The sequence below is a fragment of the Rothia terrae genome, from assembly GCF_014705925.2.
Classification (GTDB): Bacteria; Actinomycetota; Actinomycetes; order Actinomycetales; family Micrococcaceae; genus Rothia; species Rothia terrae.
Genome location: NZ_CP061539.1, coordinates 2,267,654 through 2,288,310 on the forward strand (window position 1 = coordinate 2,267,654; position 20,657 = coordinate 2,288,310).

13 protein-coding genes and 3 pseudogenes are annotated in these 20,657 nt (G+C 53.1%); 3 read left to right on the forward strand and 13 right to left on the reverse strand.

Going from position 1 to position 20,657, the window contains the following annotated elements; translation table 11 throughout:
* Positions 1–214: 214 nt before the first annotated feature.
* Positions 215–787: a GNAT family N-acetyltransferase gene (locus tag IDM49_RS10375; protein ID WP_190724449.1), complete on the forward strand. Its 573-nt coding sequence runs from the start codon at positions 215–217 to the stop codon at positions 785–787.
* A 185-nt stretch (positions 788–972) separates the two neighbouring features.
* Here IDM49_RS10375 and IDM49_RS10380 read toward each other — a convergent pair.
* From IDM49_RS10380 to IDM49_RS10390, 3 genes and pseudogenes are all read right to left on the reverse strand, one after another.
* A pseudogene (locus tag IDM49_RS10380) lies at positions 973–1,483 on the reverse strand (CoA-binding protein).
* Positions 1,483–2,925 (reverse strand): annotated as a pseudogene (locus IDM49_RS10385) (O-acetylhomoserine aminocarboxypropyltransferase/cysteine synthase family protein). Before IDM49_RS10385 ends, IDM49_RS10380 begins: the two co-directional pseudogenes overlap by 1 nt.
* A 189-nt stretch (positions 2,926–3,114) precedes the next feature.
* Positions 3,115–3,810, reverse strand: a complete 696-nt coding sequence (locus IDM49_RS10390; RefSeq protein WP_228008090.1) for a lytic transglycosylase domain-containing protein — start codon at positions 3,808–3,810, stop codon at positions 3,115–3,117.
* 362 nt (positions 3,811–4,172) lie between these two features.
* Between IDM49_RS10390 and IDM49_RS10395 the strand changes: the two genes are divergently transcribed.
* Entirely contained in the window at positions 4,173–4,808 is a 636-nt protein-coding gene (locus tag IDM49_RS10395) for a DedA family protein (protein WP_168614122.1), read from the forward strand.
* A 278-nt stretch (positions 4,809–5,086) separates the two neighbouring features.
* Here the strand turns inward: IDM49_RS10395 and IDM49_RS10400 are convergent, their stop codons facing one another.
* The 3 genes from IDM49_RS10400 to IDM49_RS10410 form a co-directional block, all read right to left on the reverse strand.
* Positions 5,087–6,616, reverse strand: coding sequence for an MFS transporter (locus IDM49_RS10400; RefSeq protein WP_190724451.1), 1,530 nt, complete (start codon positions 6,614–6,616; stop codon positions 5,087–5,089).
* 222 nt (positions 6,617–6,838) lie between these two features.
* On the reverse strand, positions 6,839–8,035 hold the full coding sequence (locus IDM49_RS10405; RefSeq protein WP_190724452.1) for an RNase H family protein: 1,197 nt from the start codon (positions 8,033–8,035) through the stop codon (positions 6,839–6,841).
* Between the two features lie 46 nt (positions 8,036–8,081).
* Positions 8,082–9,122 carry an AAA family ATPase gene (locus IDM49_RS10410; RefSeq protein WP_190724453.1) on the reverse strand — a complete coding sequence of 347 codons (1,041 nt, stop codon included), beginning with the start codon at positions 9,120–9,122 and terminating at the stop codon, positions 8,082–8,084.
* Between the two features lie 195 nt (positions 9,123–9,317).
* Between IDM49_RS10410 and IDM49_RS10415 the strand changes: the two genes are divergently transcribed.
* Positions 9,318–9,599 carry a putative quinol monooxygenase gene (locus IDM49_RS10415; RefSeq protein WP_168614118.1) on the forward strand — a complete coding sequence of 94 codons (282 nt, stop codon included), beginning with the start codon at positions 9,318–9,320 and terminating at the stop codon, positions 9,597–9,599.
* 73 nt (positions 9,600–9,672) lie between these two features.
* On the opposite strand, the gene ilvD is transcribed toward IDM49_RS10415, so the two are convergent.
* The 7 genes and pseudogenes from ilvD to IDM49_RS10450 all read right to left on the reverse strand — a co-directional run bounded on the left by ilvD (position 9,673) and on the right by IDM49_RS10450 (position 20,527).
* The gene (gene ilvD, locus IDM49_RS10420; RefSeq protein ID WP_190724454.1) at positions 9,673–11,511 is read right to left on the reverse strand and encodes a dihydroxy-acid dehydratase; all 1,839 of its coding nucleotides are present in this window, start codon (positions 11,509–11,511) and stop codon (positions 9,673–9,675) included.
* 205 nt (positions 11,512–11,716) lie between these two features.
* A complete protein-coding gene (locus IDM49_RS10425; RefSeq protein ID WP_190724455.1) occupies positions 11,717–13,303 on the reverse strand; it encodes a GDSL-type esterase/lipase family protein in 1,587 nt (528 codons plus the stop codon).
* 186 nt (positions 13,304–13,489) lie between these two features.
* Positions 13,490–14,695, reverse strand: coding sequence for a cobalamin-independent methionine synthase II family protein (locus tag IDM49_RS10430; RefSeq protein ID WP_190724456.1), 1,206 nt, complete (start codon positions 14,693–14,695; stop codon positions 13,490–13,492).
* Between the two features lie 260 nt (positions 14,696–14,955).
* Positions 14,956–16,487: pseudogene (locus IDM49_RS10435) on the reverse strand (amino acid permease).
* 320 nt (positions 16,488–16,807) lie between these two features.
* Positions 16,808–18,007 (reverse strand): cobalamin-independent methionine synthase II family protein, encoded by a 1,200-nt coding sequence (locus IDM49_RS10440; RefSeq protein WP_190724457.1) that lies wholly within the window; start codon positions 18,005–18,007, stop codon positions 16,808–16,810.
* A 232-nt stretch (positions 18,008–18,239) separates the two neighbouring features.
* The gene (locus IDM49_RS10445; protein ID WP_190724458.1) at positions 18,240–18,893 is read right to left on the reverse strand and encodes a LuxR C-terminal-related transcriptional regulator; all 654 of its coding nucleotides are present in this window, start codon (positions 18,891–18,893) and stop codon (positions 18,240–18,242) included.
* 101 nt (positions 18,894–18,994) lie between these two features.
* Positions 18,995–20,527, reverse strand: coding sequence for a sensor histidine kinase (locus IDM49_RS10450; protein WP_190724459.1), 1,533 nt, complete (start codon positions 20,525–20,527; stop codon positions 18,995–18,997).
* Between the last annotated feature and the right edge of the window lie 130 nt (positions 20,528–20,657).

Sequence of the window (20,657 nt, forward strand, 5' to 3'; positions counted from 1 at the left end):
GAAAAACCGCTTTACTTCGCGGGTTTTTAGCCGCTCGGACACTCTCTAATACTTTCAAATGCAAGAATTAGCGGAATATTCCCCGCACATTTCGCCCCGCTAGATTTTGCGACGCCCACGCAGACTGGTAATGATTTTTGGTTAAGAATTTATCGGCCAGCGGGCTTGCCTTCAGGCTCCCCCGGTAAATAAGCCTCACTAAAGGACGGCTCTCATGCACCCAGATCTCATTGCCGAACGCTTTACGTTGCGTCCTTTGCGGGAGGCAGACGCATCCGCTATTACTGCCGCTTGCCAAGACCCTGAGATCTTGAAATGGTGCATGGGTGTGCCGTTGAACTACACCGAAGAAACGGCGCGCAACTACATCAGTCTTACGCGTGCAGCCGGTGAACAGGGCACTGAATTGGTATGGGGTATTGATGCTTCGGGTAAGCTCGCCGGAATCGTCACGCTCCACGAGATTGAGGGGCCTTTCGCGGAGCTAGGCTTTTGGGCGCACCCGGAATCTCGTGGGCAGGGATTGCTCACCGAGGCGCTTCGCGTGATGATTGGGTTTGCGTTTGACCCGCAGGGCCTGGGCTTTGACGCATTAGGTTGGACGGCTATTTACGGCAACGATGCCAGCCGTCATGTGGCAGAAAAACTCGGCTTTAGCGACATCGAGTTCGTAGAAAACGGCACGGCAGGACGCCCGGACGCGGCAAGCGCCCCCACCCGCCTGGATGCTTGGCGCGCAACCATGACGCGGCAGCAGTGGCTAGAGAAAAACTTTCGGGTCTCGTAAACCGCGAGATGAGCTGACGGTGAAAATTCCGAGCGGGAAACAAATTTTCACCATCAGAAAAGCCCACTGTAGGGAAATCGCTCACCCACCCTTTTCGCGGGCGAGATTTTATGTGTGAGAGAAAGCTGTGGTGCACTTTATGAAAGTGATAGTGCACCACAACTACTCTCACGTTTGCTCAGACTCTAGGCTGTGACCTGACGCTTTGAGCTAATGACGCCGGTATTGAAGCCTGCCAGGTGCAGGCCGCCGTGGAATCGTGCGTGCTCAATCTTCACGCAGCGGTCCATGACCACGTTGAGTCCGGCATTCTCACCAAGATGCGCCGCGTCCTCATTCCACGACCCCAGCTGCATCCAGACGGTCTTAGCTCCGAGATCAATGGCTTCTTGCACAACGCCGGGAAGGTCCCTCGTTACGACGGAAAATCTCAACCATATCGGGCACCTCAGGCAAATCCTCCAAAGAAGCGTAAACCTTCTGCCTCAAAACTTCCTTGCCCTTCGCCGCGAGAATAGGGTTCACAAAGTACACGGTGTAACGCGAAGATGACAGCAGGTAAGTTGCCACAAAGTAAGATGCACGAGAAATCTTGTCGGACATACCCACGATCGCAATGGACCGGGTATCACGTAGAATGTTCAGACGCTCCGGTGCTGACGGGCCTTCCCAGGTGCGTTCGGTAGTCTCAGCCATTATTTGCCCTCCTTTTTGGCAGCTTCGTAGGCAGCAGCGTCCGCGTCGAATGCCGCCTGTTCAGCAGCTAATTGAGCGGCGCGTTCTGCGGCAGCACGCTGATCCGCAGCGGACTCACCCACCTTCTCACCTTCGCGATTAGTACCGGTGGCATAAGTCAGTGCCTGATCAAGATCCCAGGTAATGTCTTCAACATCTTCAAGACCTACCGAAATACGAATCAAATCTTCTTTCACGCCGCCTTCTACCAGCTACTGCGCGGTGAGCTGCTGGTGAGTGGTGGACGCCGGATGCAACACGAGCGTGCGAGCATCGCCAATGTTAGCCAGATGCGACGCCAGTTGTAGCGCACCAATAAACTCGGCGCCCACGTCGCGTCCACTCGCGTTCTCATTACCAGCAACACCAAAGGAAAAGACAGAACCCACGCCTAGTGGCAAAAGCTCCTGCGCACGCGCATGATGCGGATGATCAGGCAAGCCAGCGTAGTTGACGTACGCGATGCGAGGATCAGTGTTCAGCCACTCGACAACAGCTTGCGCGTTGGCAAGGTGGGCGTCCACGCGCTGAGGCAGGGTCTCAACACCCTGCAACAGGTTAAACGCTGACTGCGGGCTCATGGACGGACCAAAGTCACGCAACTGTTCAGAACGCAGTTTGGTCAAGAAACTATATTCACCAAAATTGCCCCACCATGAAACATTGTTGTACGAAGGCACGGGCTCGGTCATGGTCGGAAAGTTACCGTTACCCCAGTGGAACTTTCCAGACTCAACCACAACACCACCGAGAGTGGTACCGTGACCACTCAAGAACTTGGTCACGGAGTGAATCACGATGTCAGCACCGTGTTCGAAGGGGCGCACCAGGTAAGGAGTGGAAAGCGTCGCATCCACCACCAAGGGAATATCGGCCTCGTGAGCGACCTGAGCCAGCCCCTTCAAATCGGCAATCTCACCGGACGGGTTAGCCACAATCTCGGTGTACACTGCCTTAGTCTCAGGGCGGATAGCCGCCTTGAAATCAGCCGGATCAGTTCCCGGCACAAAAGTGGTCTCAACACCAAAACGACGCAACGACACATCCAGCTGGGTCACGGTGCCGCCGTACAGCTGGGAGGACGCCACAATATGATCCCCTGCCTGGCACAAAGCAACGAACATAATGAACTCAGCCGCCATACCCGATGCGGTCGCTACCGCACCGATGCCACCTTCCAATGACGCAATGCGCTCCTCAAGCGCCGCCACGGTGGGGTTTGAAAGTCACGAATAAATATTGCCGTACTTCTGCAAGGAGAAGAGATTAGCGGCGTCATCTGCATCCTTAAAAACGAAGGACGAGGTCTGGTAAATCGGGACGGCACGAGAACCGTGCTCAGCGTCAGGGGTGCCACCGGCGTGCAATGCGCGCATGCGGAAACCGAAAGTATGTTCAGCCACCTCAGTGCTCCTTTAATCAGGGTAGAACTTTTCACTGTCCATAGTGGGTGAAGGCGGCGCAGGTAAACAACTGTGACCCAGGTTTCGAAATATGACGGACGCGGGTGGCGGCACGCGTCTTGCCCTCTCACTTTCCGTGGATTGGCGCTAAAAAAACCCGAAAATTACAGCGCAAATCCACGGAAAGTATTAGCTAGTCTCTTCATCCGCATAGTGATTGGCGTAGTCAGTGACCTGATGCGCGTAGCGTCTAGACCTGTTATACGAATAAACCGCCGAATGCCAGCTATCGTTTACGCTCACATCGCCCTGTCGTTCATTCTCAACCGCGCCCTCACACAGGTGCACAGCAGCTGCCAGCGCAGCGTCATCTATCTGATGCGGATCGCGAGTACCATCGTCATTCCCGTCTTGCCCAAGGCTCTCCCACGTTGAGGGAATAAACTGCATTGGGCCCACTGCCCTATCCCAGTTTCTATCGCCATCAAGCACACCGTCATCGGTATCTTCAATCGCCATCACGCCCTCATCACCGTTGAGGGCAACACCTCGAATATGCGGGGTGACACTACCCTGCTCATCAACAGATGCTCCCTGAAAAGTGCCGTGCGCGGTTTCAACAGCGCCAATTCCCGCGATAGCGTTCCACCCGAGATTGCACTGCGGGTTATCGTGGTGAACACGTAAGGATGCGCCAGCGTAAGCAGTGAGCGCGCGTTCGGAAATGCCCGTGCGGGCGGCTGTGGTTTGTACCCACTCGGAATCAGCAAGTTCCGCAATCGGCCCGCTAGCCGGGTTTGCGCCAGCTTTAAGCGGAGCCATTTTTTGAGTCGGAGCATCCGGAAAATCTGTGTACTCGGGCTCAGGGGCCGTTTGTGTCTGCACACCGCATCCTGCCAATACCGCGCTGAAAGTAACTAAAGTTGCTGTCCGTACAGTGGCAGAGCAAAAAGATGATGCGCGCATATATCTCTTTTCAGGGGTAGGAGGTGAAGGAGCCTCAAGCCTATTGGGGCAACCTGATAATTCACCGGCATTTACCTCTCACTTTCCGTGGATTGGCGCTAAAAAAACCCGAAAATTACAGCGCAAATCCACGGAAAGTGACACTCAGTATGTTTTTTGACAGTCCCGCCTAAAACTTTTACAAGAGGTCAGTTTCACAGGTGACACGGAGCAAGTTCTGTAGCGCAATACAGTAAGTTCGCTGAGAATAGTGAGAACCACAAAAATTTTGAAAGGCCTCAATGTTCGATTCGATCGTCAACTGGATCATCTCTCTCATGGAAACCCTCGGCGCGCCCGGCGTGGGCATCGCCATCTTCCTTGAGAACGTCTTCCCGCCGATCCCATCCGAAGTTGTTCTGCCGCTCGCCGGCTTTACCGCATCCGTTGGCACCATTAACGTGTGGGCCGCCTTTATCTGGGCAACAGTAGGCTCAGTAGCCGGTGCCTACGTGCTCTACTACATTGGTGCCGCCATCGGCGCGCAACGTCTGCGCCGCGTCGCCGAATGGATGTGGCTAGTTGAGCCCGAGGACGTTGATAAGTCCCTCGCATGGTTCGATAAATACGGTCAATGGTCCATTTTCTTTGGACGCCTACTGCCCGGTGTGCGCTCACTCATCTCGATTCCAGCAGGCATCGACCGCATGAATCTTGTGACCTTTGGCCTGTTCTCGCTGGCAGGTTCTGCCCTGTGGAACGCCGTACTTATCTACCTCGGTTTTGTGCTGGGCGAAAATTGGGAGCAGGTAGGAGTCGTCATCGATGAATACTCCCTGATCGTCAAAATTGTTCTGGGCCTTGCAGTTGCGGCGCTACTTTTCTTCTTGATTCGTCGCCAGCGCAAGCGCAAAAAGCAGGGCAAGCCGGCGCTGTAAAACACTGAGTCCAAGGATGCGACGCTCAGCTGCGATAGGCGCGCTCGATAGCCGATCGCAGTCGCCAGCAAACGGATGCTTGTAGGACGCTACGACCCGCCAGCAGTCCCTCTCGCAGGGTTCGCTGACGCTCACATTGCGATTCATGCCAATCCCAATGCCAGCTGACGGTCGCATCGTCCTACTCGCTTTCCTCTTCTTTAAACGCAAGGACGCCGATGCCCAGCAGTTGCTGAGCGCCGGCGTCCTTCATGTTTCTTCGCGAAGGTTCAGGCAGTTTATTCTACGCGCTGTGAATCTTCTGCAGCAGAAGTTGCAGTACCGTTTTCGGATGCGAGTTCTGCTTCTGCCTTCTCGATGCGAACAACGGGAATGGGCATGGTTGAGGTGTCGAGCTTGTCGTTTTCAAGCTGGGTTTCAACCAGTTCCTGTACTTCTTCGTGTGATTCAACGGTGGGCATTGAGCCGAGCAGGTTGCGTCCTGCTGATTCACGCAAGAAGAACATACCGATCAGGCCAACAACGCAGGCAATCATGATGTAGTAGGCGCCGGCATAGTCGGTCTTCCACCATGATTCAAGAACGGTAATGACTGAACCGGTGGTTGAGCCGAGCAACGCAACAGCGATGTTGAACATGATACCCATTGCTGCGTAGCGGTTTTCGGTTGCAAAGAGTGAGGGCAGTGCCGAGGGCTGGATAGCTGCCTGGAACATGAGCATGAAGCCCATAATCAGCAGGCCGAAGAAGGTCATCCAGACGCCGCCGTTCATCATGAGGTAGAAGGACGGGATTGCCAGGAAGATGCTGATGATAGCGCCGGCGATCAGAATCGGCTTGCGGCCGATCTTGTCTGAGAAGTGACCGAAGATGGGCAGGCCAGCCGCCACAATCAGCAGTACCGGAATGAGCAGGGCGTTACCGTGCAGGGTGTCGTAGCCCAGGTTCTCGGTGAGGTAGGTGGGCATGAAGGTGGTCAGCGCGTAGCCGATAACCTGTGCACACATTACCAGAGCAGCACCGGTGAGAAGCTGGGGCCAGTACTTCTTGAAGATTTCAATAAGGGTTGCGCCCATACCTTTTTCTTCTTCGTCTTTAGCGGCTTCCTGCTGCGCTTCGAAGGTTGCTGATTCCTTGATGTGCGAGCGCATGATAACGCCGATGATACCGAGGGGCAGAGCAACCCAGAAGCAGATACGCCAGCCAAATGAGATCATCTGTTCGTCGGTGAGCAAGAGTTCAACACCGGTTGCTAGGGCAGCTGCGAAAGCGAAGCCGATGTATGAGCCCATGTCCAGGAAGGACGCCCAGAAGCCGCGTCGGCGGTCTGCTGAGTATTCTGCGATGAAGGTTGCTGCACCTGCGTATTCGCCACCGGTTGAGAAGCCCTGAACGAACTTGAGCAGGATCAAGGTGATGGGTGCCCACATGCCCCAGCTGTCGTAGGAGGGGATGCAACCGATGAGGAAGGTGCCCAGCGCCATCATGATGATGGTGAATGCGAGTACCTTGCGGCGTCCGAGCTTGTCGCCCAGCGGCCCGAGAATGAGACCGCCGATAGGACGCACGATGAAGGTCGCGGCCAGCGCACCGAAGAACGCTAGCTGGTTCCAGGGCTCACCGAAGGGGAAGAAGACAGCTGTGATTGAAGCGGAAAGGTATGCGTAGACGCCTATGTCGAACCACTCCATGAAGTTACCCAAGATGGTAGCTCGCAGAGCCTTCTTCATTTCTTTTTGGTCGACAACCAGCACGTCTTCTTCTTTGAGAAGGGGGACGGACTGGTGAATCTGTTCTGGAGTATTCATAAGTGAACTTTCTGGTCAAGTACAGAGCTACGGTAACGCATGGTGCGCGGGGTGGAGCCTCTAAAACCAAACAAGTTCGTTACTTAAGTAAGCCATCTCTCCACCTATTGAGTGCTATATCACTTAATATGAGCGGTTATCTGGGCGGATGCTAGATGTTCACAATAAAAGATCTCCCCGTCCTCAAGAGGCGAGGAGATCTTTTCAGTAGAGTAAGTGTTTTTACTTCCACAACCGGTTGCGGGCGTGAACCACCGAGGGGCGAATCTGTAGCCAGTCGGGGCACATCAGACGCACAGCCTTTTGGCATCCCGACAACGCGGTGATAATTGACTCGCATCGGCGATTGAACTCAGCCATATCGCACTTTTCAACAATCTGCCCTGGAAAGTGCCGGTGCATCTTAGACACCGAGTCGCTAGATTCCTGCAGACCGTGACCGGTATGCCCCGGCACGTGCTTGACCAGCACGCGTCGTTCGCGAATAGCGGTGGTCAAATCGGTCATTTCTTGAATGACCTGCGGGTTCTGCACACCCTCTTTAACCCAGTGCTCAAAAGACCAGCGATTATGCGCCAGACGTAGCAAAAAAGTGAGAGCACCCAGAGAGTCAGTATGAATAATCAGCTGACGGCCACCGTGGTAGAAAATGTTGAAAGCAGCCAACATGGCAGTCAGCTCACCGGTCATAATGTTGGTGGCATCGTAGTGCGAGTGAAAGTAAAAGCCGTCCTCACTCACGCCTCCGATACCCATGCGTCCGCCCTTGGAGTACCGCTTATTGTTTGTCGAACGGAACGAACAATCCGTAAAGACCCTGTACTCTTCAAGTTTCTCTAAAGGACGCTGCGCAAGGTTGCGATCCATCTGCTCATGAGCAAGACGCGATGCTTCTTCAAGGTGGTAAGGAACAACCTCACCGGCCTCAGAGCGCAGAACCTTCACATGAATCTCGCCCAGTGAATGAGACTCGTAAGGGTTGAGAATTTTCTCAAGCGCCCTGTACTCAAGAATTTCTTTCAAATGCGGGAACTGACGGAACAGCAACTTAAGATAGTGCTTATCAGCTACCACCGTGACCAGATTCTTTTTGTACTGCTGCGGAATCTGCTCCCACGCCCGCAAAATAGTGCGACCAATCATGGCAACGTGCACATCGTCGCACGAATCCAACATTGAGTGCGTTCGGCCCTCTGTAATTGGTTCGCACGCTAAAATCTCGCGATCACCGTTTTCACGCGACACGTAGAGCATCGCTGATAATCCCGTGTAACACATCCCTTTTGACTGATGCGTATGCATCATAATCGCAATAACAGCAACGCCCTCTTGCGTGTAACCCGCAGGATAGGACGACGTGTAGTCAGGCGGTTCCCATGTCAGCTCTATCTTTTTGATACTTGCCGGTGTTATACCCATTCTTTTCACCTCCAAATGTTGATGTTGTTTTTCTGTTTTAAATCTTTTAAAAATCAAAGTCTGAGGGTTGCTCAGCTTTTCTACGCAAATACTCGCGCAGGTGAGGAATCGCAAAGGTAACTTTGCCGTAGGATGCCGCGCGAATAATATGCGCTTCAACCAGGCGGTTACGGTAGACCCCGGCATACTGGGGATTTTTGCCCAGACGAGCTGCGATATCGCTCATTTTGGACGGCCCGTCATCCACCGACATAGCTTCCAAGAAAGCGCAGTCACCGGCAGAGAATTCGGCGAGCATCGGCTCAAATACTGTGGAGTCTAGAACCTCTGTGGCAACCTTAGCTCCTTGCTCAATCTCATGTTCGGTGGGCGGGTGCACGCAGGAATCCAGCAGGAATTTCGAGAGCAAACGCACCATATGTGGATGCCCCTTGGTGACTGCGCACATCATCGCCAACGCATCGCTAGCAAGATTACGGTTTGACCTCACGTATGCTTCTTTGAAAGCCGCTTCGGTCTGCTCACGGTTGAAGGGGCAAAGATCTACGCGCTCCCCCGCGTTCAGGTAGGACGCCTTGGACTGCGCAAGAACATCGCGCATATCGGTAGGACGCCCCGCCACCACAATCTGCAAGGGCTGGTTGGTTTCTCTGGTTTTTTCCGCAAAAACAAAGAGCTCTTTGAGTTCTTTCACGCTGGATTTTTGAAAGTCGTCAAAGGTGATAAGCAGGCCAGCGCCTAGCTCTTCAAGGGCGTCCAACAGCATCTCAAGTTGCTCTGTCAGACATAGAGTTTCAAAGTTTTTCTCAGAAGAGCTACCGGATGAATCTTGCAAAGAATCCCATAGCGCCGGCAAATATGTGCCGGTAAGACGAGAGTAAGCGCCTTTGCTGGCGGTTTCTGAAATAACGCGCCAATTATGAGTGCGTGCTAAATCTTCAAACGCGGTGACCACGGTGGTTTTACCGAACCCAGCGGGTCCTGTGATAACAAGAGGCAGGCGGTTTTCACCCGTCATGCGAGAGGTAAAGATTGCAAGTTCGCTCGAGCGCTCAGCCGCTTGCGCCGCTGACATAGACGTTAACATGCTCTTTTCCTCTCTCTGATGACTGCGCTATGAAGCTTTACGTTTATATCCTTTATATCTTTTATATCTATGAACGGAAGATTAACGCAATGAGCTCAACTGTTCTGGGGACAAAATATTACTGTGAGAGGAGCAACTGAAAACTAATGTTATGTTGAAAAGACCAAACCACTCATCTTTTAAAAGGAGAACACCATGATTGGTGTACGCGCCGCTGTTGAGGTCAAGCCCGATAATATCCAAGAATTCATCGCTATTGCTCAGGAACTGGTAGAAGCAAGCCGTCAAGAAACCACCAACATCAGTTATGATTTTGGCAAGCTTGCAGACTCCGAAACTTCTTTTGCTTTTATCGAGCGATGGGAAGATCAAAAAGCTCTAGATCAGCATATGCAAACCTCCCACTTCACCGGTGCGGTAGCAGCATGGGAAAAGCACTTGGCAGCACCATTGGATGTAGAAATCTACACCTTCTAAACTTTTCCATAGATAACAATTGGTCCCGGGTGTAAAACCCGGGACCAATTGTTATACGCAAACTACATCATTTTTACTCCGGAACAACGCGCACGCCGCCCTTGTCAGCGCTAGTCACCATAGAAGCATAAGCACGCAAAGCCTTCGACACCTCACGCTCGCGCGGCTTGGTGGGCTTCCACGGCGCATCGCCCTTCTTCGCGCGTCGTTCAGCCAACTCAGCATCAGAAACATTCACGCGCAGGATGCGGTTATGCACGTCAATCTCAATCTCATCGCCGTGCTCCACCAAACCAATAGCGCCACCAGCGGCAGCCTCCGGTGAAATATGACCAATAGAAATACCCGAGGTACCGCCCGAGAAACGTCCGTCGGTAATAAGCGCGCACTTCTTACCCAGCCCAAGACCCTTGAGGTAGGACGTCGGGTAGAGCATCTCCTGCATACCCGGGCCGCCCTTGGGACCCTCGTACTGAATGACGACAATGTCGCCTTCCTTTACGTTCTTAGACAGAATCTCGTGTACAGCCTCATCCTGCGATTCCACAACGTACGCCTTACCCACAAAGTGAAAGAGTTCCTCATCAATACCCGCGCTCTTAATAACAGCGCCGTCTTCAGCAATATTGCCGTAGAGAACCGCCAGACCGCCATCCTTGGTGTAAGCATGCTTAACCGCGCGGATGCAACCGTTTTCAGCATCGGTCTCATGGGACTCATACTTGTTAGCGGTTGAGAAAGCCTGCGTGGTGCGAACGCCGCCGGGAGCAGCCAAGAAGAGCTCCTTAGCGGTCTCAGTTGCAGCGCCGGAACGGATATCCCAGTCGCTCAACCACTGATCCAGTGAATCAGCATGCACCGAGCGGACGTCAGTGTTCAACAAATCAGCGCGGTTTAGTTCACCCAAAATTGCGGGGATGCCACCGGCACGGTGAACATGCTCAATATGGTATTTGGTGGAGTTCGGCGCAACCTTAGCCAAACAGGGAACATTGCGCGAAATACGGTCAATATCAGCCAGGGTGAAATCAACCTCACCCTCATTAGCAATTGCCAAGATATGCAGAACAGTATTGGTAGAACCTCCCATTGCAACATCCAACGCCATAGCGTTTTCAAACGCAGCCTTAGTCGCAATGTTGCGGGGCAACACAGACTCATCATCCTGCTCGTAGTAACGCTTGCAGAGCTCAACAATTTGCTTACCCGCGTTCTCAAAGAGATCCTTACGCGCCACCTGGGTAGCCAAAGTGGTGCCGTTACCGGGCAAAGCCAAACCGATAGCCTCATTAAGGCAGTTCATGGAGTTCGCGGTAAACATACCCGCACACGAACCACAGGTAGGGCACGCATTCTTCTCAATCTGAGCCAGGTCGTTATCACTCACCGAATCGTCCACAGCCATCACCATCGCATCCACGAGGTCAAGGCGGTGCTCAACAACGCCCTCAACGCCCTCGCCAGACTCCATAGGACCACCGGACACAAAGATAACCGGAATATTCAGACGCATAGCCGCCATCAACATGCCCGGGGTGATCTTATCGCAGTTAGAGATGCAGACCAGCGCGTCCGCACGGTGCGCATTCACCATGTACTCAACAGAATCGGCAATCAAATCACGCGAAGGTAGAGAGTACAGCATGCCGTCGTGACCCATCGCAATGCCATCATCCACCGCAATAGTGTTGAACTCTTTAGCAACACCGCCAGCTTCTTCAATAGCGGATGCGACGAGCGAACCCATATTCTTCAGGTGCACGTGGCCGGGCACAAACTGGGTGAAGGAGTTAGCAATAGCAATAATCGGCTTACCGAAATCGCTATCTCCCATGCCGGTTGCACGCCACAGGGCGCGAGCGCCAGCCATGTTGCGACCGTGAGTTGAGGTGCGTGAACGCAAGTGGGGCATTGCTTTTCTTCCCTTCAAGTCTCTTCAAGTGTGTTGTGTAAAAGTCTACGCTTCTGAAGAGATGCGACCAATGAGCGAGAATCTATTTCACAGTGTGAACAGGTGGCCGCGGGGGTGCGCGTCCTCCCTCACGGCTTTGTACATCCTTTTTCTCTGTGTACAACGAAAATCGTTGTACACAGAGAAAAAGGATGTACGAAACGGGCTAACGAACCACTACGCCGCCGCGTGCCGTCCACGTAATGTCAGCACCACCCGAGAACTTCACGTGAGTGACGCCGTTAGCATCCGTGTACTCATCGGTAGTCGGGAACCCGTACTTGCCGATGTAGCCAGTGCGCGCAAAGTGATTGTAGATTGCGCCCTTTGAGTTCATGGTGTGAGCGCCGGTAGCAGGCGACCAGTAGATTCCGGTTTCGCGTCCGTTGGATGCGCGGAAATACTGAAGAGCGCCGCCTTCGCGAGAGATTTCATCGGTTGCAGGGAATCCCAGGGTAGGCGCGTGGCCTGCCTGAACCCACTTGTTGAAAATCGCTCCGTTGCCGTTCATCGCGTGAGAGCCGGTGTTAGCTGACCAATAGAAACGAGTCTGCTCGCCATTTGCCTTTTGGAAGACCTGACGCACGCCGTAGTAGTAGGCAGTCTCGTCCTCGATGGGGTAACCCACCCCGCGCTCATAACCAGCGGCGCGGAAGCTATTACCGATTGCCTCGCCACCAAGCTTGACGCTGTGCGTACCACCGAACGGTGACCAGTAGACGGTCTTAGCGTTAGAGAAGCTCTGCCACACTCCCCCGTCAACAGACGCGGTCTCATTAGAAGTCGGAACACCAAAGTAGGCAGCGCCACCGTTATTAGACACATAACTCTGGACGCCACCCTTCAGGGTGAAGCCGGCGAGGGCTGCGTTCAGGGAATTGCGGACGGGAGTAGCGAGGAGGTGCTGGTAATAATCGTGAAAGTGCAAGCTATCGTATAACGCATAACCCACTCCGTAATCTGATACCCAATGCTGATAGGGGACAAAAGTAACGTTCATTTCCCGAGCTAAAGCAGAATATTTCTCGCTGAGATCATCTCGGCTACCGTGATTGGAGTCCTTTTCATTACTAATAAGACCCGTCAGAATAATCTGCGTATCTGGGTAAATGAGGCGGAGCTTATTGATAGTTTCACGTGCACGTGAAATAGCCCGTTGACGGTCTGCTTCGTTGTACGAGTCGTTGCCTGAACCCTGAATGTAGATTGCACGAGGCTTACCCATGGGCAAATCCCATTCATTGCTCACTACACCGCCGTAGTAGTCGCTACTAACATTGGGGCGCCACTTACCAAAACCAATTCCACCGCAACGGTAGGTGATAGGTGTGAGACCGGTTTGCTTGATGCCGCGCAGAACCCATGAACCCATTTCAGCCTGAGTACCACCCCACAAGCCTGAATCTGGAGTGTTACCGCCCCATACCTGCGAGTCACCGACAACCAGAATGTTTTTGGCGTTCATGGTGACATTGCCGTCCTGATGTACTCCTGCACGTGCATTCCACACGCGGTTGGATGAATGCGCTTCAATCTTGGGTGTGGCTTCGCAGTTAAAACCTGGGTTGTTTGAATCGCCAACAGATGCCGCTGACGCCATTTGGCCGGTTTCACGCTCAGCGTCGGATACATAAACTTCGGTGGGCTGTGGTACAGACGGTGCTTCTTCTGCGAAGGCCGGCACGTTGAGGGAGAGCATGGAAGCTGAGAGGGCAGCGACGGTGCCGAACTTCCACCATGATTGTGTTTTCATATTCATTCTTTTTTATAAATGTGTGCGGGGGACAAAACATTAGATACATCTAATAGTCTTCATCTTTCCAGAATGAATATAAAAAGCAGGTTTATTACTTACGCAACCCCGCGGTGTCGTACATTATTTTTCCCTTTGTACAAAGATTATCGATGTACAAAGGGAAAAATAATGTACGAAGCAGGTTTATGAGAACAGGCGCTCCGACGCGATGCGCGCGCCCTCAGTTAACGCCGACAGTTTTGCCCACGCGATGTCCTCATGAAGGCGTCCGCCCAAACCGCAGTCGGTGGATGCGACAACGTTTTCCTTGCCAACGACGGAAGCGAACTGCTCGATGCGCTGAGCTACCAGCTCAGGGTGCTCAACCACGTTGGTGGAGTGCGAGACAACGCCGGGCACAATGTACTTGCCCTCGGGCAGAGTCAGGTTCTCCCAGACCTTCCATTCGTGCGCGTGACGCGCGTTTGCAGCCTCAAAGGTGTAGCCACGCGCATTGATCGACGGCAAGGTGTCTGCCAGGTACTTGAACTCAAGGTCGGTGGTGTGCGGGCCGTGCCACGAACCCCAGCACAGGTGAAAGCGCACCTGGTCCTCTGGAATGCCTTCCAGTGCGTAGTTCAATGCATCAACAGAGGTCTTGATAAAGGCCAGGTAGTCCTCAACAGAAGGCTCAGGGTTGATCTGGTCCCAGCCCTCAGAAATTGAGGGGTCATCAATCTGCAGGGTCAAACCGGCGTCCGTAATTGCCTTGTACTCTTCGCGTAGAACCTCAGCCCACGCAAACTGGAAGTCCTTATCGGATGCGTAGTGTTTGTTGCCCACGCGAGCTGCAGAACCGGGTGACAGCGCCGCAACGAAACCTGCGGATGCGCCTGCCGCCTCAATACCGGCCTTCAGGTTACGCACGTCGGAGGCAACCGCGTCCTGCCCAATGTAAGAAATCTCGGAGGTAGCAACTGGGAAGGCACTGTCAGGGTCATTGCCGGTATCAATTTCGCTGGTGTAAAAATCGCGGAACTTCGTCCAGTCACGACGATCGCCGAAGGTGGTGTATTTCAGGTTGCCGGGGGTTGAGCGGTGAACCTCGTTAGCGGGGTTGCCGTCCTTAACCAGCTCAAGGCCGCCAGTGCGAGCGAAGGAGTACGTCCACCATGCACCGTAGTCAACAGCCTGAGTCATTGCGTGGCCGTATTCGCCGTCGTTGACGATATCGATTCCGGTCTCAACCTGCTTGGCGACTACCTGCTTGACCTCATCGGCAAGGGTGGATTGGAAGTCAGCTTCATCAAGTGTGCCAGCCTTGCGAGCGGCATTAGCTTCTTGCAGTTTCAGTGAGCGCGGAAGTGAACCAACGTGGGTGGTCAAAATGCGATCGGTGCTCAGTGACATGATAGGTATTTCCTTTGTTTATACGGCTGTATGTCACTACCTAGAAAACACCATGTGCGGGGGTGAAATAAAGCGGTTGAAGGCGTTATTCGCTATGTTTCTATATGCAGTTTTATGACGCTTCACAAACAGTAAAAAGTCGCATTGCGGAATCTTCAGTAACATAGCTTCACTAGGTCATATACCCCGTTTTGTGACCATTTTATGACGCAAAAATGCCCCTTACCGCCGGTAGGCAGTAAGGGGCATATTCGCACTATTTAGTGGCGACGATGGTGTTCCGGGTGCTCTTTGAGGTAAGAGGTTGCAGGACGCTGCGCGATGACCGGGTTGAGACCGGTAAAGCCTTCGCGTTCCGCTGCGATTTGCAGAACGCGCTTGCGCACTGCGTACCAGCCTGCGATGAGAGCAGGAACAACGATGACGATCATCACGCCGAGAGTCCAGGTACCCACGGGGTAGTCCAGGCCGATCAGAACGATAACGCCGATCAAGAATGCGACGGTCAGCCAGTCAGTGAAGGGCGCACCGGGCATACGGTATTCAGGACGCTTGTAGACGCCCTTCTTTGCCAGCGACAGGAACTTCTGGTGAGCCAGAACGATGGAGCCCCATGCCGCGATGATGCCGAAGGACGCGAGGTTCAGCACGATCTCGAATGCTTGGTCGGGAACGATTGCGTTCAGGGCAACACCGAGAAGTGCAACACCTGCGGTCAGCAAGATGCCGCCGAAGGGAACACCGCTCTTGCTGAGCTTCTTAGCGAAAGCAGGTGCTGAGCCAGCCATTGCCATGGAGTGCAGGATGCGGCCGGTGGAGTACAGGCCAGCGTTGAGCGATGACAGTGCTGCGGTGATAACAACGAGTTCCATGATAGGTGCTGCGTAGTCAACACCGATGGAGCCGAAGAAGGTCACGAACGGGGATTCGTCCTTGCTAAATGCGGTGTAGGCAGAAGCAAGGTGAGTAACAGAACTGAGCCAACGTAGAAGATCGCAATACGGTAAATCACGGTGTTGATTGCCTTGGGGATTACCTTGCGGGCGTCCTTAGTCTCACCCGAGGGAGTACCAACAAGCTCGACCGAAGCGTACGCGAAGACAACACCCTGCATAATGACCAAAGCAGGCAGAATACCGTTGGGGAAGAAGCCACCGTTATCAAAAATCAGTGAGAAACCTCGCTCAGAACCGGTGGGAGTACCGAAGATAACGAAGTAAACGCCCAACAGCAAGAGAATCACCAATGCGGCAACCTTGATCAGTGCAAACCAGAACTCAAGCTCGCCAAAAACCTTCACAGAAATCAGGTTGAGAGAAACAACCAAGAAAATAACGAGAAGGGCAATCAACCACTGCGGGATACTCGCAATGAAAGTGCTGTACTGACCAAACCCCTTCACATAAATAGCGATAACAGTGGAGTCAAAAAGGGAGGTCATAGCCCAGTTAATCCAGTACATCCAACCGGAACCAAAGGCAGCTTTTTCACCGTAAAATTCGCGGGTGTACGAAACAAACGAACCGGAGGACGGGCGGTGAACAACCAGTTCACCCAAAGCACGCAAAATCAAAAATGCGAAAATACCGCAGAATGCGTAGCTTAAAGCAAGAGCGGGACCTGCAATTGCAAGGCGTCCACCTGCACCGAGGAAGAGTCCGGTGCCGATAGCGCCACCGATGGCAATCATCTGAAGCTGACGCGGTCCGAGTGACTTATGAAAGCCCGCCTGCTCTTCTTGAAAGAAGTCGCCAGCAGGGGATACTGGGTTCTCAGAGCGGTTCTGAGTCATATTCTGTTTTATCCTTACATGAAATATCGGTCATCGCGAAAAAACGTTGATGACCGATATATATGATGCTGTGCATCACTAATAACAGTGATTCACACCATTACGCATTCATGCGGAATAATAAAAACCAGCTACCGTCTTTAAGCCGCGCGTCTTTCATCAAGCAAACCCTCAGAAAAATGCGAGCCTGTGAATAAAAATTCACAGACCCGCAACTTACCGAATATTAGAGTTTCCCGCCTATAAGGCACGATATCTAAAGATGCTCGAAATGTTCTTACGTCTTACCGTAAGAAGTCCTACAAATTTGACAAATTTTCCTATGAAAATAATTTTTCAGAAGCGATACGCGCGCCCTCCGTCAATGCCGACAGTTTTGCCCACGCGATGTCCTCATGAAGGCGTCCGCCCAAACTGCAGTCTGTAGATGCCACCACATTCTCTTTACCCGCCACCGACGCGAATTGTTCAAGACGCTGAGCCACCAGCTCGGGGTGCTCCACAACATTCGTGGAATGTGAGACCAGACCGGGGTAAAGAATCGTCCCCTCAAGGTCCACGCCCTCCCAGACCTTCCACTCGTGAGCATGACGCGCGTTCGCAGCCTCAAAAGTATAGCCACCAACATTTAGTCCAAAAAGTGCCTTCTGAATATGCTTGAGCTCAATATCGGTAGTGTGCGGGCCGTGCCACGAACCCCAGCACAAGTGATAGCGAACCTGATTCTGAGGAATATCCTTGAGCGCGTAATTCAACGCCTCCAACGCCAGCTGCGTGAACTTCAAGTACTCATCAACAGTCGGCTCGGGAACCAGCTGGTCCCAGGCTTCAGCAAAAGACGGATCATCAATCTGAATTGTCAGACCCGCATCCGCAATTGCCTTGTATTCCTCGTGCAGAACATCAGCCCACGCATAAATCCACTCTTCATCGGTTGCATAAAATTTATTACCGATGCGAGCCGCAGAACCCGGTGACAGTGCCGCCACAAACGCATCCTGCGCGTCAGCCTTCTGCGCCGCAGACTTCAGGGTAGAGATATCACGCTGAACTTCATCCTGGCCGATGTAGCTCAGCTCGCCTGTCGCTACCGGGAATACACCATCATTCTCGTTCCGAAGATTCAACGTGGAATAAAAATCCGCGAACTTGTTCCAGTCACGGCGAATACCGAAATCATTCAAACGTCCGTTACCCGGAGTTTTGAAAAGCTCTTCGGGAGTAATGCCTTCAACAATCTCAAGGCCACCGGTGCGCTCAAAAGAATACGTCCACCATGAACCGTAATCACTGTTGCTCACCGTGGTGTGCCCGTACTCGCCATCATTGACAATGCTTACGCCTACTTCAGCCTGACGCGCAACAATTGCATCAACCTCTTCAGTAAAGACATTCAAAAAATTAGTGTCGCTGAGCGCACCGGCCCGGCGGTCCTTGTTTGCCTGCAAAAGACGCTCTGAACGGGGCAAAGATCCCACGTGAGTACTCTGAAAATGATCGGTGTTCTGAGTGATTGCCATAATGGCTCCTTAGTCTGTGAGTAACGTTCGGCGTGCGCCGTTGATTACTATCACACCGCATCCACAATGCGCTCACCAAACAATGTCGCTTTTATGGCAGGCTATTTCTCTATGTTTATTTATGACTTCGTGGTGCGCAAAAATACGTCATGACGCAACAGGGACGTAACAGTAAGCTACCGAGGCTATCACCAGAAGCAACACCAGCGAGCAAACCCTCTCACGCGGTGCGCTAGGATGCCTCCAAGAACGCCAACACCGCGCGCACACGACGATTACCCGCGTCCGGCGGTAACCCCAACTTGTCAAACACATTACCGATATGTTTTGCCACCGTGGCGCTAGAGACAAACAGCTCTTCTTCAATATCAGCGTTCGATTTCCCCTCCGCCATCAGCGCCAAAATCTCACGTTCACGGCCGGTAAGCGCCGCCAACTTGTCAGTTTCCTGCGGCGCGTTCATCAGATGTGAAATAACGTCCGGATCAATCACCGTGCCGCCTGCGGCGACTGTGGTAAGAGCACGGGCAAACTCCTCGATGTTACCCACGCGATCTTTGAGCAGGTACCCCAAGCCGGTGGCACTGGTGGCAAATAGCTCCCGCGCATAAGCAGATGCGATGTACTGGGAAAGCACCAGAATCGGCAAGTCAGCGTAGGCTTCGCGCAACTGCAAGGCAGCTTGCAAGCCGTCTGACGTATTTGTGGGCGGCATACGGACGTCCGTCAGCACAATGTCAATGTTGGCGCGGCCAAGTCGCTGACAGGCATCCAGCAGACCGGGGGCGTCCTCAGACCATGCCACGACCTCGTGCCCCAGGTGAGTCAGCACCATTTTGAGCCCCTCACGCAAAAGGGCGGAATCTTCAGCAAGAACAATGCGCATAGTCTTCATTCTAGAAAAAGTGCCGAGGTTCTCCCCGATGTCAGCTTCACTTCCTCGGCATTGATGCATAAAAGCTGATGATCTCAAAGAGAACCGTTGGACTAACCGTGGAGAAGAACAGACAGCGCAATGGTGCTTGATTCACCGGGGACGCTTGTCACCTGCACGTTACCGCCCAGAGCTTCGGCTCGCTCGCGCAGACCTGCAAGACCGGTGCCCGCACTGGGGTCCGCTCCCCCGCCACCATTGTCGATTACTTCAACCATGAGGTGCGTCAGCGAATCCCAAACGTTGACCGTGATGCGCGTGGCCGCAGTGTGCTTGAGCGTATTAGTAATCGCCTCATTGACGGTGTAGTAGGCAACGCGTTCCACCTCTCGACGAGGACGTTCCCTCAGCTGAAAGTTCAACCGAGTTGGGATAACACTATGACGCGTTAATTCCTCAAGTGCCGCGTACAAACCGTGATCTTCAAGCACAGCCGGGTAAATCCCGCGTACAGTGTTGCGCAAGGTTTGTAGCGCGTGGGTAAGTTCTGTCTTGGACTGGGTGAGCTGTTGCTGGATGCTCTCCACCGGCAATCCTTGTGCTACCAGATTCTTTGCCTCCATCTCTGCCAAACCCAGACGCAGATTAATATTCACGAGCTCCTGCTGTACACCGTCATGCAGGTTACGCTCAATTCGACGACGTTCCGATTCAAACGAATCAACAATGGTGGTTCGTGATGCGGTCAGCTTAGCCACCTTGCGTTCATACTCTTCAGGACGCGGGGACAGAATGAGCTTTGACAGCGTTGTACTCGTTGCCGCTAAGAGACCGTTGATGTAGGCGAAGAAAAAGAGCACGATAGAAATACTCAGCGGAGCAAGCCACCACATATCAGACGTGATGACCCAGTTAGGGTGATCAAGATCCAGATTCGAGAACATCAGTGGATCTGAGTGACGGTACAGCTCCACTTGGCTCTGAAACATGGTGTTCAGCCCGAAGCTACTGGGGTCATACCAGATATTCAACGGATCCCTATTAATTGCAAGGTAGTACCAAACAACTCCGGCGATCATGAGAATGATGGTCTCGAGCAGAACGATAAGCCCCGCAATGCTCGCCATAAAAGCGCCAAAGACCAGTGATGCTACCTCGCGCCACGTAACCGCCTCTGTATAACGAACCTTCAGCCACTCACCAAAATTATGCAACGGTACCGGCACATGCCCGCTAGCAATCTTGCCGTGGCCAGCGAGTTCAATGCGCCAGCGCTCAAAATATCCAAACCATAGCCCAAGTAGCGGCAGGGTCAGAAAACCCAAAAGCATCACAACCGGAACAAGAAGAAGAGCACCTGATGATCCGAAAATAGCACCTGTTGCAGCCAAAGGAAGCGCAGGTAAAAGAAACGTGTAGCTCAGAACCCCGAGAACGACAAGGGAAAACAAGGCGATCCAGGGACCCGCACCCACCGCATACAGCGGGTTCGTCATGCGATGCCACAGGCTCTTTGATCGGCGGGGTGCCTCGTACTGGGCAGGCAGGTGCTCCGGCTGAGCGGATGCAGGGAATGACGCGTCCTCACCATGCGTAGCTACAAGAGGAACAGTTGGTTCGTTATCAAAAGTGTTGTGCGATGTCATGGTTCAATCGTCTCGCTTTTTACCCGCTAAAACAGTGGAGCAGGTTCTACTCTTCAAGGGTATAGCCAGCTCTACCAGAGTGCTTGAAACCTCACAGGTGCGAGCCACGGGGTTTCCGCATCTTACTGTC

Excerpts from the sequence above, each read along its gene's own strand:
- IDM49_RS10375 (WP_190724449.1), top strand. The coding sequence starts at position 215 with ATGCACCCAGATCTCATTGCCGAACGCTTTACGTTGCGTCCTTTGCGG.
- IDM49_RS10395 (WP_168614122.1), top strand. The coding sequence starts at position 4,173 with ATGTTCGATTCGATCGTCAACTGGATCATCTCTCTCATGGAAACCCTC.
- IDM49_RS10400 (WP_190724451.1), bottom strand. The coding sequence starts at position 6,616 with ATGAATACTCCAGAACAGATTCACCAGTCCGTCCCCCTTCTCAAAGAA.
- IDM49_RS10405 (WP_190724452.1), bottom strand. The coding sequence starts at position 8,035 with ATGGGTATAACACCGGCAAGTATCAAAAAGATAGAGCTGACATGGGAA.
- IDM49_RS10410 (WP_190724453.1), bottom strand. The coding sequence starts at position 9,122 with ATGTTAACGTCTATGTCAGCGGCGCAAGCGGCTGAGCGCTCGAGCGAA.
- IDM49_RS10415 (WP_168614118.1), top strand. The coding sequence starts at position 9,318 with ATGATTGGTGTACGCGCCGCTGTTGAGGTCAAGCCCGATAATATCCAA.
- ilvD (WP_190724454.1), bottom strand. The coding sequence starts at position 11,511 with ATGCCCCACTTGCGTTCACGCACCTCAACTCACGGTCGCAACATGGCT.
- IDM49_RS10425 (WP_190724455.1), bottom strand. The coding sequence starts at position 13,303 with ATGAAAACACAATCATGGTGGAAGTTCGGCACCGTCGCTGCCCTCTCA.
- IDM49_RS10430 (WP_190724456.1), bottom strand. The coding sequence starts at position 14,695 with ATGTCACTGAGCACCGATCGCATTTTGACCACCCACGTTGGTTCACTT.
- IDM49_RS10440 (WP_190724457.1), bottom strand. The coding sequence starts at position 18,007 with ATGGCAATCACTCAGAACACCGATCATTTTCAGAGTACTCACGTGGGA.
- IDM49_RS10445 (WP_190724458.1), bottom strand. The coding sequence starts at position 18,893 with ATGCGCATTGTTCTTGCTGAAGATTCCGCCCTTTTGCGTGAGGGGCTC.
- IDM49_RS10450 (WP_190724459.1), bottom strand. The coding sequence starts at position 20,527 with ATGACATCGCACAACACTTTTGATAACGAACCAACTGTTCCTCTTGTA.